Origin of the sequence: Peptococcus niger, from assembly GCF_900101835.1 — a bacterium.
GTDB classification, from domain to species: domain Bacteria; phylum Bacillota; class Peptococcia; order Peptococcales; family Peptococcaceae; genus Peptococcus; species Peptococcus niger.
In genome coordinates, this window is record NZ_FNAF01000002.1 from 14,654 (window position 1) to 27,409 (window position 12,756).

11 protein-coding genes and 1 other annotated feature are annotated in these 12,756 nt (G+C 55.8%); of the genes, 9 read left to right on the forward strand and 2 right to left on the reverse strand.

Features of this window, described 5'->3' with window-relative positions; all coding sequences use genetic code 11:
* Nucleotides 1-60 precede the first annotated feature (60 nt).
* The 9 genes from BLQ16_RS01790 (at nt 61) to BLQ16_RS01830 (ending at nt 10,058) form a co-directional block, all read left to right on the forward strand.
* Nucleotides 61-1,587 (forward strand): SLC13 family permease, encoded by a 1,527-nt coding sequence (locus tag BLQ16_RS01790; protein WP_242868928.1) that lies wholly within the window; start codon nt 61-63, stop codon nt 1,585-1,587.
* 98 nt (nt 1,588-1,685) lie between these two features.
* Nucleotides 1,686-1,889, forward strand: coding sequence for a 50S ribosomal protein L31 (gene rpmE / locus BLQ16_RS01795; RefSeq protein WP_091791046.1), 204 nt, complete (start codon nt 1,686-1,688; stop codon nt 1,887-1,889).
* Between the two features lie 184 nt (nt 1,890-2,073).
* Nucleotides 2,074-3,558: a sodium:proton antiporter gene (locus BLQ16_RS01800; protein WP_242868929.1), complete on the forward strand. Its 1,485-nt coding sequence runs from the start codon at nt 2,074-2,076 to the stop codon at nt 3,556-3,558.
* Between the two features lie 102 nt (nt 3,559-3,660).
* The gene (locus BLQ16_RS01805; protein WP_091791048.1) at nt 3,661-4,227 is read left to right on the forward strand and encodes a hypothetical protein; all 567 of its coding nucleotides are present in this window, start codon (nt 3,661-3,663) and stop codon (nt 4,225-4,227) included.
* Between the two features lie 175 nt (nt 4,228-4,402).
* A complete protein-coding gene (locus BLQ16_RS01810) occupies nt 4,403-5,809 on the forward strand; it encodes an aldehyde dehydrogenase family protein (RefSeq protein ID WP_091791049.1) in 1,407 nt (468 codons plus the stop codon).
* Between the two features lie 213 nt (nt 5,810-6,022).
* Nucleotides 6,023-6,261: a binding site (T-box leader), on the forward strand.
* A gap of 52 nt (nt 6,262-6,313) precedes the next feature.
* On the forward strand, nt 6,314-7,423 hold the full coding sequence (locus BLQ16_RS01815) for an iron-containing alcohol dehydrogenase family protein (RefSeq protein WP_091791050.1): 1,110 nt from the start codon (nt 6,314-6,316) through the stop codon (nt 7,421-7,423).
* A complete protein-coding gene (locus tag BLQ16_RS01820; RefSeq protein ID WP_091791051.1) occupies nt 7,410-8,405 on the forward strand; it encodes an ABC transporter substrate-binding protein in 996 nt (331 codons plus the stop codon). The genes BLQ16_RS01815 and BLQ16_RS01820 overlap by 14 nt, the downstream gene beginning before the upstream one ends.
* A gap of 8 nt (nt 8,406-8,413) precedes the next feature.
* Nucleotides 8,414-9,319: an ABC transporter permease gene (locus BLQ16_RS01825; RefSeq protein ID WP_091791052.1), complete on the forward strand. Its 906-nt coding sequence runs from the start codon at nt 8,414-8,416 to the stop codon at nt 9,317-9,319.
* Complete coding sequence (locus BLQ16_RS01830; RefSeq protein WP_091791053.1) at nt 9,303-10,058, forward strand: ABC transporter ATP-binding protein; 756 nt, start codon at nt 9,303-9,305, stop codon at nt 10,056-10,058. Before BLQ16_RS01825 ends, BLQ16_RS01830 begins: the two co-directional genes overlap by 17 nt.
* Before the next feature lie 163 nt (nt 10,059-10,221).
* Here the strand turns inward: BLQ16_RS01830 and BLQ16_RS01835 are convergent, their stop codons facing one another.
* Together BLQ16_RS01835 and rsmA are read right to left on the reverse strand one after the other, a co-directional pair.
* Nucleotides 10,222-11,934, reverse strand: a complete 1,713-nt coding sequence (locus tag BLQ16_RS01835; RefSeq protein ID WP_159427942.1) for a phosphohexomutase domain-containing protein — start codon at nt 11,932-11,934, stop codon at nt 10,222-10,224.
* A gap of 4 nt (nt 11,935-11,938) precedes the next feature.
* Complete coding sequence (rsmA, locus tag BLQ16_RS01840) at nt 11,939-12,745, reverse strand: 16S rRNA (adenine(1518)-N(6)/adenine(1519)-N(6))-dimethyltransferase RsmA (RefSeq protein WP_091791055.1); 807 nt, start codon at nt 12,743-12,745, stop codon at nt 11,939-11,941.
* Between the last annotated feature and the right edge of the window lie 11 nt (nt 12,746-12,756).

Here is a 12,756-nt window from a genome sequence, read left to right on the forward strand (position 1 = left end):
GTTATTTATACTTGTGTTTTGTTGCAAATAGGATTTGGATGATAAAAAGGAGTGAGTTTCTTGCCAGAGCAGAGTAAAAATTTCTCTTTTCAAAACGATGACAAGGACATCGTTTGCACGCCTGAGAAAAAGCCGACGAATACGAAATTATACATTCATTCTCTGGTCGGTATTGCCATCATGGTTGTTTTTCAATTTCTCCCGCCCATGGGGGGCATTACGCCCATCGGGATGAAAATGGTGGGTGCCTTCTTAGGCATGGTTTACCTGTGGTCTTTGGTAGATACCATGTGGCCGTCCCTCTTGGGGCTTATTGTCATGGGCTTCTCCGGTTTTGCCGGTAAAGGGGCAGAGGGCATGATCAACACCATGCTCAATGCCTTCGGTCAAAATACGGTGCTCTTGACCCTCTTCTGTATGGTTTTGTTTGGGGCGCTGTATGAAAGCGGCTGCACCAACTACATTGCCAACTGGTTTTTAACGCGAAAAATTATCACCGGACGGCCTTACGTCTTTATGGCTATTTTCTATATGGCCTGCTACTGGTTGTCCACCCTTATTTCTCCGATTTCTTCCTTACTGGTCATGTGGCCGATTGCCCTGTCCTTGATGGAAGAGTTGGGCATTGAGCTGTGCGATAAGTTCTGGCCCTATTTCTTTGTAGGGATGTTCTTTGTGTCGACCCTCGGTCAGCCCTTGTTCCCCTTTATGGGCGCTCAGCTGATTGTGGTCTCTGCCTTCCAATCCATGAGCGGCTTGCTCGTGCCCTACGGGTCTTATATGGCTCTGAACCTCATTATGTGCTTCCTCTTAGGTGCAACCTACTTGCTCGTTTTGAAATTCATCATCCGCCCGGATGTGAGCAAGTTGAAAGCGGTTGACGCAGAGCGGATTGCGGCGCAAAATACCCTGCCGCCGATGAACATCCAGCAAAAGGCCTTTCTCTACATGCTGCCGGTCTACATCGTGCTCTTGCTGATGCCCTCTTTCTTGCCGAAGAACTTCCCATTGGTGAAAACATTAATGACCCTGGGGCCTCTAGGGGTAACCATCGTTTTCGTGGTCTTCTTCAGCATTATTCGCTTTAAATCCGGCCCCTTCCTGAACTTTAAAGAAGTGGCTTACGGGCAGCTGTCCTGGGGCATTTACTTCATGATTGCCGCTGCGGTCTATGGGGCCAATGCCCTGTCTGACGACTCCACCGGGGTGAAGGCCTTCCTCTTGGACGTGCTCAACCCGATTTTAGGTGGCCGGTCGGAAATGGTCTTTGTGGCAATTATGTTCACCGTGGCCCTTATCATTACCAACTTTGCCAATAACGCAGCCATGGCTGTGGTCTTGATGCCGGTTATCCTGGCCTTCAGCGAACAAATGGGCATTGAGCCGATGCCGGTTGCCATGGGCGTAGGTATGATGGTCTTTGTGGCCATGTTGACCCCGGCCGCTTCCCCGCACGCCGGCATGATGCACGGACGTAAAGACATTTACACCACCGGCGATATTATGCGCATCGGTTTCCCGCAATGTATCCTGGCCCTGGTCTACTACATTGTTATCGGCTATCCCCTGGCAAAACTCCTCTTTTAAACTAGCGGTTTCCTCTTGACCCGATATTTGCTTTTTAGTATAATGTTTGGGACTCAATGATAGACGCTCATTGATTAACGATGAAAAGAGGTGTTAGCATGAAAGACGGTATTCATCCGGATTATCATGAAGTTAAGGTAACGTGTGGTTGCGGCAATGAATTTACGACCCGGTCCACGTCTAAAGACGACATTAAAGTGGAAGTGTGCTCTGCCTGCCATCCGTTTTACACCGGCAAACAGCGTGCACATGGCGCTAAAGGCCGCGTAGAAGCCTTTAATAAGAAATACAATCGAAAATAAGCACGACCTTTGCAGGCCGCTGCCGGTGCTCCGTGCAGCGGCCTATTTATTTTCTACAGATTTTTTCACAAAATTTTAAAAATAAATGGAATTTGACGCGTCTATTCGCTATACTGGTTATGTGTGCAAATGCCCGCGGGTGACAGATGCGGCGGGACTACAAATGGAGAAAGGATGTCGGCTTGTGCAAAAAAGAGTAAACTGGCCCATAACAGCAATGTTGACCTTGGTCTTGCTTTTGGTGCCACAGCTTGCAATGGCAGCGGAAATGGAGCCGCTGGGCGAACGCTTGCCCGTATGGAGCATCGTTCCCTTTGTCGGGATGTTGCTGTCTATTGCAATTGTTCCTCTGATCAATGGAGAATGGTGGGAAAACAACCAAGGTAAAGCGGCTATTTTCTGGTCGCTGGTTTTCCTGATCCCCTTTACGATTTTTTACGGCATGGGGGAAACGGTATTTGAATTATTCCATTCTATTTTATTGGACTATGTCCCCTTTATCATCCTCTTGTTTGGCTTGTTCTGTGCCACAGGGGGGATTGTCCTGCGCGGGAAATTGCGCGGAACACCTAAGGTAAACGTTATTTTCTTGGCCATTGGGACCCTGATTGCCTCCTGGATCGGCACGACCGGTGCCGCCATGGTGCTGATTCGTCCCTTGATTCGGGCCAACAAATGGCGTGTCCGCAAGAAACATACCATTATATTCTTCATCTTCCTGGTCTGTAACATCGGCGGTGCCTTAACGCCGGTCGGTGACCCGCCGCTCTTCATGGGCTTTTTGCGCGGGGTGCCCTTCTTCTGGACCACCAAGCACCTGCTCCTGCCTTACTTGATGAACTCTGCTATTCTCTTGGTGGTCTACTATTTCTTAGACCGCCGGGCCTACAAAAAGGATATGGAAGAGCTTGACGGTAAAATTCCTGATGACGGTGAAGAAGGCAAACTGCGGGTGGAAGGCGCTCGCAACTTCATCTTCCTGGGCATGATCGTCTTGGCCGTTATTCTCTCCGGCGTGCTCACCAAGCTGCCCCTCTTTGCCGACCAGGCTACCGGTGAAGCCTACGGGCTGAAACTGTATGAATACGGTGGCGAAGTGGTCATTTGGAGTTATTTGAGCATCATGCGCGATGTGATTATCCTTGTGGCAGCTTATCTGGCCATGAAGTTCTCCACCAAGGAAGCGCGGGCCTTTAACGATTTCAGCTGGGCGCCGATTGCCGAAGTGGCCAAGCTCTTTGCAGGGATCTTCATTACGATGATTCCGGCGCTGGCCATCTTAGGGGCCAAGGGGGCTTCCCTGGGCCTGGCACACCCGGCCCAGTTCTTCTGGGGCTCCGGGGTGCTGTCCTCCTTCCTGGACAATACGCCGACCTACGTGGTCTTCTTTACCACGGCAGCCTCCCTGCACGCCCATGATGTGCCCGGCGTGATGACCAATCTGGGGCTGATGCCTGAGCATATCCTCATGGCCATCTCCTGTGGGTCCGTCTTCATGGGGGCCAATACCTACATTGGGAATGCGCCGAACTTTATGGTGCGCTCCATTGCGGAAAACAGCGATATTAAGATGCCCTCCTTCTTTGGTTACATGGGCTGGGCGCTGGTCTTCCTGATTCCGCTCTTTATTATCAATACCTTGGTATTTTTCCTGCCGTACGCGGCTTAGGATGCAAGGGGATCCTTCCGTTAAGGAGGGTCCCTTTTTTATATTGCATGCGCCTGCCGAGAACGGTATGATAAGGACAGAACAATATGGGAGGCGACGGGCTTGAAAAAAATCATAAGACAACTTATCCTTGTAACTCTATTGGCCGTCACAGCATTGGCCTTTACCGCTTGTGACAAGGAGGCTGACGGGCCCTTGGACAAGGCCGGCAGCGGAGAACCCCTGCAAGTTGGCGACCGGGTTGATACGGAAGCGGCCTTAGAGGCCAACCGGCTGATGACCGGTGACGGCCTGACCCAGCGCGGGCATAAGGTCTTCTTAGACGGGGTCCCCCTTTCGGTGCGGGAAAAAGATTTGGCGCGGGCCTTGCCGGATAAGACTTACTTGCGCTTGGCAGCCAAGTACGATGCCTTTCCGTCTGAAGCGGACCTTAAGGAGACCCTGGGCATTTTACCGGACAAGGCAGGCGACGCCGATGTTGCAGCTGCTGTGATCAGCGCCAACGGTCAGTTGAAAACCTTGCTGGAAGATAAGGTCAAGGACGCCTGGCTGGCCAATGATACCCTGGTCGGCCAGGTCATCGGCCGCAACCGCAGCGAAGGCGATTGGGAGGCCTTTATTGAGAAAGAACGGGACAAGGACAAAACCGAATTAATCCTGCGCCGTTAAGGCAGGGAAGAGAAGTCTTCCGGCCCTTATAGAAAGGGGCCCGGGGGCTTTTTTTCGGCCAAATTTCTACAAAAAAGACTTATTTTAAGCGCCTTGTCTTGAGGAAAAAGGCTCGGACTGCTACACTACAGGGTAGAAAAGATGATACTTCGGCACCTTTGAAAAGGAGACGCTTATGGACTTTAACAAACTTTACATTAACGGCCAATGGCAGGACGGCGACTCAGGCCGGACCATCGCCGTTGAAAACCCCTGGACCCTAGAGACCCTGGCAGAGGTTCCCCGCGGCAACGGCACCGATGTGGACCGGGCCGTGGCCGCCGCCAAGGCCGCCTTCCCCGCCTGGTCAGCCAAGACCCCGCAGGAACGGGCAGACATCATCGCCGCCGGCCTGGAAAAATTCAAGGCCTATCGGGATACCTTAATTGACCTGGAAATTGATGAGCTGGGCCAGCCGCGGGCTTGGACGACCAAGATGCACGTGGACCGGAATTTCAACCGGATCGAAAGCTTTTTGACCATCGCTCGGACCTACCGGACGGAAGAAACATTAGACCATGGCATCGTCGTGCGGGAGCCAATCGGCGTGGTTGCCCTCTTGACTCCGTGGAACTATCCCCTGGGGCAAGTGGTGCAGAAAGTTACCCCGGCCCTCCTGGCCGGCAATACCGCCGTTTTAAAACCCAGTCAGACCACCCCCCTGTCGGCTTATTATATGGTGCAGGCCTTTGCCGATGCCGGGCTTCCTGCCGGCGTTTTGAACCTGGTCACCGGTGCCGGCGGCGAAGTGGGGGACGCCCTGACCAGCCATCCGGATGTGCGCCTGGTCAGCTTTACCGGGTCTACCGCAAGTGGCCGGCAGGTGGGACGTGACAGCCTGTCCACCATCAAAAAAATCGCCTTGGAGCTGGGCGGCAAAAGCCCTCTGGTTGTTCTCCCGGGTGCCGATTATGCCGACGCCGTTAAAATCGTCGCCGGTTCCTGCTTTGCCAACAGTGGACAAACCTGCATCGCCTACACCCGCCTTGTGGTGCCGGAAGCAGATAAGGATAAGGCCCTTGCTGCCCTGAAGGAAGAAGCTAAAAATTGGCGCGCCGGCGATCCCCGGGACCCGGAAAGCACCCTCGGGCCCATCGTGAACGCCAAGCAATATGCTAAAGTTTGCGACCACATCGCCATCGCCCTGGCTGACGGCGGGCAAATGGTCATCGGGCAAGTGCCGGATAAAAAGGCTGAAAAACGCCTGGTCCAGCCCATCGTCTTTACAGACCTGCCGGCCCAGGCCAAAGCCGTCCGCGAAGAAATCTTCGGGCCGGTGCTGGTGGTGCAGACCTATCGGGACCTGGAAGAGGCCGTTAAAATTGCCAACGACACCCCCTACGGCTTGGCTGCCGGTGTTGTCGGACCAGAAGAGGCGGCCGTCGCCGTTGCCCGCCGTTTGGACGCCGGTCAAGTGACCGTCAATTTTGGTGCCCGCGATATTTTTGCCCCCTTCGGTGGATACAAGGAAAGCGGCCTGGGCCGCGAAGGTGGCGTGATGGGCTACGAAGAATACTTGGAAGTCAAGGCCCTTTTCTATTAAGCAAAAGCTAAGTTAGACCTATCCCCTCAGTCCCTTGGACTGAGGGGATTTCTATGGCTGGAGGCAAGCAGGGGCTGGCCTGCTTGGATGGTTTGCAGGCAAACCATTGCAGGGCCGGTGTGTCCAGCCCGCCTTTTGCCGGTAGAAAAATTATTTTGGCCAGAGCCTTGACAAGCTGGGTGCTTGTCGCTAGAATGAATTTATATTGATGAACATAAACCGATGATCAAGAAGAGTAACCGATAACCGAGCTTTCAGAGAGTTGCCGGCGGTGGGATGGCAGCAGTGACGGAATCGTGTGAATGGGCTTGTGAGGGTGGCGGCAAAATAAGAGTAGTCGCTGACGGAGTGTCCACCGTTATCAGGGACAGGCATATGATGGTATGCTGAATGAGGGGGTCATTTTGACCAAGCCGGGTGGTACCGCAGAAGCGTTCGCTTTTGTCCCAGTGGGGGACAGGGGCGTATTTTTTTTGCGGTCATTTGGTGAAAGGATGGATAATCATGCATGAACAGGTGACATTTTCAAATTACAGCATCGGTAGCGGGGTGTATGAGGATGTGGTCCGCATTTGCGCTCCCTACGGCAAACGGATTGCCCTGGTTGTGGGGGACCACGGGTTCCCGGCCTTGGAAGACAAGCTGGTGCCGGCCCTGGCAGAGGCTGGTTTTATCACTGAGGCGCCGCTGCATTACGGTGGCGTGGCTTCCTATGAAAACGTTCAGCGGCTGGAGGCCCTGCCGACGGTCCGAGACGCGGATATGATTTTCGGCATCGGTGGCGGCCATGTGCTGGACACGGCGAAGTGTCTGGCGGATCGGGTGAACAAGCCGGTCTTTACCTTTCCCACCATTGGGTCCAATTGTGCGGCGGCCACGTCGGTGTCCATTATGTACAGGCCGGACGGCAGCGTGGTGGGGCCGGATTTTTTGCAGGAAGCGCCACGGCATGTTTTTATTGATGAGGAGGTCCTCTTGGCGGCCCCGTCGATTTACCTCTATGCCGGCATCGGCGATACCTACGCCAAGTACTATGAAGTGACGCTGAATTGTCGGGATGTCCATCTGGATTACCCCCTGGCCCTAGGCGAACACATCAGCGGCGCCTGCGCCTCAGCCATGCAAGCCCATGCGGTAGGTGCCATGCAGGCAGTAAAGGCCGGCCGGCTGAACGATGATTTTCGCCAAACGGTTTTGACCATCATCATCACCACGGCGATGGTGTCTATTTTGGTGACCCTGGACCACAGCCCGGATTACAATTCCGGCTTGGCCCACGCCATCTACTATGCTCTTACAGGGGTGGCGGGCTTTGACCATGAGGCGCACCCCCACGGCGAGGTGGTGGGCTTCGGGGTGACGGTGGCCTTACTGGTGGACCGATGGCGACAGGCCTTTACAGAGGTAATGACCTTAAACAAGGCCCTTGGCTATCCGATGGTCCCGGAAGACCTGGGCTTATCCATGGCGGATATGCGCCGCATTTATCCGGCCATCTTAGAGGCCGCGGACGTTCGCCATTATCCCTACGAGATTACAGAAGACATGCTTGATGATGCTTTTACTGCCCTTTATACTTATGAGAAAGAGGAGACAACCCATGACCATTTTTAAAAAATTAACTGCTGTTGCAGCCCTCCTGGCCCTGACCCTGTCGCTGACCGCCTGCGGTGTCGATGCGTCCTCATCTGCTACCCCGGCCAGGGATAAGACCTACAAGATCGGGATTATTCAACTGGTGGAAAACGGAGCCTTTGAGGACATGAAAAAAGGCTTCAAGGCCGAAATGGAAAAAGAATACGGCGCCGGCAAGGTGGAATTTGTTGAAAAGAGCGCCCAAGGGGACGCTTCCAATATGAACACCATCGCCCAGGAAATGGCCGGTGGCGGGTATGACCTGGTTGCAACCATTGCAACCCCGGCCAGCCAAGCCTTCGTCAACCAAAAGTCCGACACGCCCCAGGTCTTTATCGCCGTGTCCCAGCCGGTTAAAGCCGGGCTTTTGAGCGATATGAAAAAACCAGATAAAAACGCGACCGGGACCCAAAACCCCATTCCTGTTGAGGGGATTTTCAACTTAGCCAAGGAATTAAAACCGGACATTAAGACCGTAGGTATCTTGTACAGCGCCAATGAAGTCAACTCCAATGCAACGGCGAAAGACGCCAAGGCTCAGTTGGAGAAAATGGGCTTAAAAGCCGTTGAACGCACCGTGTCCAATTCCAGTGAAGTTAAGCAAACCGCCGACTCTCTCGCCGCTGAAACAGATGCCATCTTCGTTCCGAACGACAGCCTGATTCAAGACGCCATCGCCCTGGTGGTGGATGCGGCCAATGCGCATAAGATTCCCATCTTAGGCAGCTCCAAGGTTATGGTGGACGGGGGCGCCCTCTTGTCTGTGGCCATTGACGATGTGGACACCGGGGCCCAAAGCGCCCGCCTGGCCATTGAGGTCTTGAACGGAAAGGCCGTTGCCGATGTTCCGGCCATTGCCATTAACGGGGATATGGTGGACGTCAACATGGCCGCTGCAGAAAAACTGGGCATTACCATCCCGCAGGCCATTCAGGATAAAGCCCACAGTGTCGTGAAGTAGGAGGTCAAATGTCGTTACTCATCGGTTCCATTGAGCTGGGCATTATTTACAGCCTGCTCGTTCTGGGCATTTACATCAGTTTTCGTATTTTAGACGTGCCGGACTTAACGGCAGACGGCAGTTTCACCTTCGGCATGGCGGTCATGGCCATGAGTGTGACGGCGGGGCACCCCTATCTAGGGGTCCTGCTCTCACTGGCTGCCGGCAGCCTGGCCGGTTTGGTGACAGCCCTCCTGCAAACCCAGTTGAAAATCCAGCCCATTTTGGCCGGCATCTTAACCATGACCGGGCTCTACTCCATCAATTTAATGGTCATGCAGGGGACCAGTAATGTGGCCCTCTTGGACACACCGACCGTCTTTCACGCCTTCAGCGGCTTGCTGGCCCATGAAGTGACCCGGAAGGTCCTTTATTCAGCGGTCATTGTGTTGATTGTGATTGTATTCCTGGAAGTCTTCTTTAAGACCAATTGCGGCCTGTGCATTCGCGCCATCGGCGATAATGAGCGGATGGCCCGGGCCTCGTCCATGAATGTGAACATGTATAAGATCATCGCCTTTATGATTTCCAATGCCCTGATCGGGCTATCCGGCGGGTTGATTGCCTGCGATCAAGGCTTCGCTGACATGAACAGCGGCGTCGGCATGTTGATCGTCGGCTTGGCGGCGGTCATTATCGGGGAAGCGATCGTCCGCAAAAGGGGCATCCTCTTCGGCTTGATCGGCTGCCTGGTGGGGAGCATTGCCTACCGGATTATCTTGGCCGTGGCCATTAAGAGCGACTTTTTCCCGGCCTACGCCATGAAGCTGATTTCCGCCGTCGTGGTGGTCTTGGCGCTGGCCCTGCCGGCTTGGCAGAATTACCGGGCCAATCAAAAGTTGCGGAAAGGAGACGCCCATGCTGGTACTGAGTGATTTGCACAAATCCTTCCCCAAGGCCGACGGCACAGCCGCCCATGTCTTGCGGGGCCTGAGCCTAACGGTCGACTCCGGTGAGTTCATCACCGTCCTAGGCAACAACGGCGCCGGGAAGTCCACCCTCTTTAACTTAATCGGTGGCGCCTTGTGGCCCAACCGGGGAAAAATCCTGCTGAACGATCGGGACATAACCTTTTTGCCGGAATACAAGCGGGCCCACTTTATCGGTCGCGTTTTTCAAAACCCGCAAATGGGCACCGCCCCGAACTTGACCGTCGCGGAAAACCTGGCCCTGGCCTATGGCCGTCAAAACCGGAAGCTCTTTAACCGGGCCATCACCAAAGACTTGCGCAAAATTTTTGCGGAAAAATTGGCAGAAGCCGGCATGGGGCTGGAAGATAAGCTGGACAACCGGATGAACGAATTGTCCGGCGGCCAGAGCCAGGTGGTGGCTCTGATTATGAGCACCCTGCGCCCGCCCCAGCTCCTCCTCCTGGACGAGCACACCGCCGCCCTGGACCCGCAGATTGCCCAGGATGTCCTGGCCTTTACCTGCCGGCTGGCAGAACGTGACCGGTTGACCGTCATCATGATCACCCATAATTTGCAGGATGCCCTGGACATTGGTGACCGGTTGATTATGCTGGACAAGGGCAAAATTGCGCATATCTTTAACCGGGAAGAAAAGGCAGACCTGGCTCCCGATGATTTGCGGAAACTCTACCACATTCCCTAATGCGCGGGTGTGGTCCCATCCCACTCCTATAACCGGAGACCGTTATTGTGACGGCCTCCGGTTTTTTTGTGGGTCATTTTAGGCCCTTGCTTTAGGGCATGAAAAAAGCCACTGCCCCTTGGGCAATGGCTTTAGGTCTTGTCTTGAGATGGGGATGGTCGGGTTAGGCCTTGTCGCTGCGACTGGCTTTGGCGGTTTCAGCGGCGACCTTCAAGGCCTGGCGCAGCCGGCCGGCCAGGGTTTCCGCTGCCTGCCGGGCGGTGTCGTGGTTGGGGGAAAGGCAATGGATTTGGCAGGTCAGCCGGCGGGCGGCGGTATCGGCGTAAACGGTCACCTGGCTGCCGTCGGCGAAACAGTACTGCAAGAGGGGGGCCGGCTGGAGCCAGAAGCTGCCGTGGGTATAATCGATCAAGACTTTTATTTTGCGGCCAAAGATGTCCTGCGGCGGCATATCGGCCAGGTTTTTTAGAGTGCGGGCGGTTAAGTCCGCCGGTAAGGCCCCGGCCGGGTCCATATAAAAATGCCGGTCGGTCCAGTAGCCGAAGGCGCCGTAGAGCAGGTTCAATTGGTCCACCAGGGTGTGGCCGAAGGCCTTTAGGCGCTGGGCAGCCAGGGCCAAGGCGGCGGCAGTAAAGACGGCGTCGCCCTCGCGGTTAAGGTTGCCGCCGGAAATGGCGCCGTCATCATAGGCCAAGAAGAGCTTGCCACCATCACGAACCGTTTCTCTGGCGGTTTGACCGATGGCGGCCATGCCGTCGGTCGCCTCCCGGACTTGGAAGCCGCGGCTGAGCGCCACCCGTTTGGCAAAGGGGGAGGCGTTCAGCGGTGCTGCAATGACCCCATTGGTCGGCTGGGGCAGGAGCTTTGGCAATTGGTCGATTAAGAGGGCTGTGATTTGTTCCGGCGTCAGCAGGACAAAGTCGCCCTTGTGGCGGACGGCGCAGCCGATGCGCCGGGCCGGTGGATCAGAGGCCAGGATAAGGTCGGTGCCCATCACATAGCCCAGGCGAGAGGCTTCTTCCAGGGCTTGCGGGTCGCTTGGGTTGGGGCGGACCATATCGGGAAAGGACCCGTCCGGCTGGGCCTGGGCGTCCACCTCGCGAAAATCCTGAAAGCCCAATTCATTGAGGGCGTCGGGGATAAAATTTCCGCCGGAGCCGTGCAGGGCTGTGTATAAAATAGATAGGGGGGTATCATCAGCCTTGTGGTCCTTTAAGAGACCTTCGCCGTAGAGCAAGTCTGCCAGGTAGAGGTCGCCCATCTGGGGCTCAACCAACTGCCGGCGGTCGGCACGGTCGCTGGCGGCCAGGTCGGTTACCGGCTTGGGGTCTTGGCCATTCAGGTAGGTCTGGTAGCGCTTGGCCAGGCGGTCTGCTTCTTGGCTGTGGACAGGCGCCCCCTGGGCGCTGTAACAGATGACCCCGTTCATTTCCGCACCGGCCGCATCGGCGCCGATGTAGAGACCGGCATCGGCGCGGGCATAGCGGATGGCCCAGGAGAGGACGCCGGCCGGGATGGGGTCTTGCCAGATGGCCACATGGTGGCCGTAAACGGCCAATTGGTCGGCGATGGCTTCGATAAAGTCGTCTGTTTGCAGGCGAACTTCTCCGCCGAGGATGACCAGGCCCTTGTCGATACCCCGGTCGGTCAGGTGGCTGGCGATGGCAGCGGCCACCCACCTGACGGTGCGGTCATTGATGTGGGCCGGGCCATCCCCTAATTTGCCGATAAGCCGGCCCTTTTGCAGGGTTAAAGGCTCGCCGAAGGCCCTTAAGAAGGCTTCCTTGTTGTCGGCCAAACGGTAAAGCCGGCGGCGCTCCTGCATGGACAGGGAGGTATCCGTCAGCCACCGCCGGAAACGATCATCGGCTCGCATCGTATCATCCTTTCTCGCTTGGATAGAGGGCGTTCGCCAAGTGGGCGAATTCATCAACGGTCAGGGTTTCAGCCCGTCTGCCCGGGTCGATGGCGCAGGCGGCCAGGGCCCGGTCCAAGTGGTCCGCCGGCAGGCCTGTGGCCTTTAAGCTGTTGCGCAGGGTTTTGCGGCGTTGGGAAAAGGCGGCCCGAACCGTTTGGCGAAAGGCGCCGGCGGCTGTTGGGACTTCCGGCCTTTTGCGGCGCAGGTGGACCACCGCCGAATCCACTTCCGGCGGCGGGGTAAAGGCGCGGCGGCCGACCTGTAAGGCCGTGTCGATGTGGCAGCGGTATTGGACGGCGACACTGACGGCACCGTAACTTTTTGTGCCGGGCGAGGCACAGAGACGGTCGGCCACTTCTTTTTGGACCATAAAGACCATCTCCTGGGCGCCGGGCGCTTCTTCTACCGCCTGCATGAGCAGGGGGGTGGTGATGTAATAGGGTAAATTGGCAACGATGGCGTACTGGGCTGCGTTTAAGTCCTGCATAAGGGCGTCAAAGTTGAGCCGACGGGCATCGGTGAGGTAGAGGTGGACATTGTCCCTTGCGGCAAAGCGATCAGACAGCAGGGGGGCCAGGTCCCGGTCAATTTCAAGGGCCGCCACCAGCGGAAACCGGTCTGCTAGGGCAGCCGTTAGGGCGCCGGCGCCGGCGCCGATTTCCAGCACCGGCCTTTCCGGTGAGCAGATGGCGGCAATGCGCTTTAAGAGCGCCGGGTCGGTGAGAAAATTTTGGCCGAATTTCTTTTTATGACGAAAAGGACGTTGCATGAGCAGCTCCT

Bases quoted from the DNA above. Each gene is read 5' to 3' on its own strand.
- rpmE (WP_091791046.1), top strand. From the start codon at position 1,686: ATGAAAGACGGTATTCATCCGGATTATCATGAAGTTAAGGTAACGTGT.
- BLQ16_RS01810 (WP_091791049.1), top strand. From the start codon at position 4,403: ATGGACTTTAACAAACTTTACATTAACGGCCAATGGCAGGACGGCGAC.
- BLQ16_RS01815 (WP_091791050.1), top strand. From the start codon at position 6,314: ATGCATGAACAGGTGACATTTTCAAATTACAGCATCGGTAGCGGGGTG.
- BLQ16_RS01820 (WP_091791051.1), top strand. From the start codon at position 7,410: ATGACCATTTTTAAAAAATTAACTGCTGTTGCAGCCCTCCTGGCCCTG.
- BLQ16_RS01825 (WP_091791052.1), top strand. From the start codon at position 8,414: ATGTCGTTACTCATCGGTTCCATTGAGCTGGGCATTATTTACAGCCTG.
- BLQ16_RS01830 (WP_091791053.1), top strand. From the start codon at position 9,303: ATGCTGGTACTGAGTGATTTGCACAAATCCTTCCCCAAGGCCGACGGC.
- BLQ16_RS01835 (WP_159427942.1), bottom strand. From the start codon at position 11,934: ATGCGAGCCGATGATCGTTTCCGGCGGTGGCTGACGGATACCTCCCTG.
- rsmA (WP_091791055.1), bottom strand. From the start codon at position 12,745: ATGCAACGTCCTTTTCGTCATAAAAAGAAATTCGGCCAAAATTTTCTC.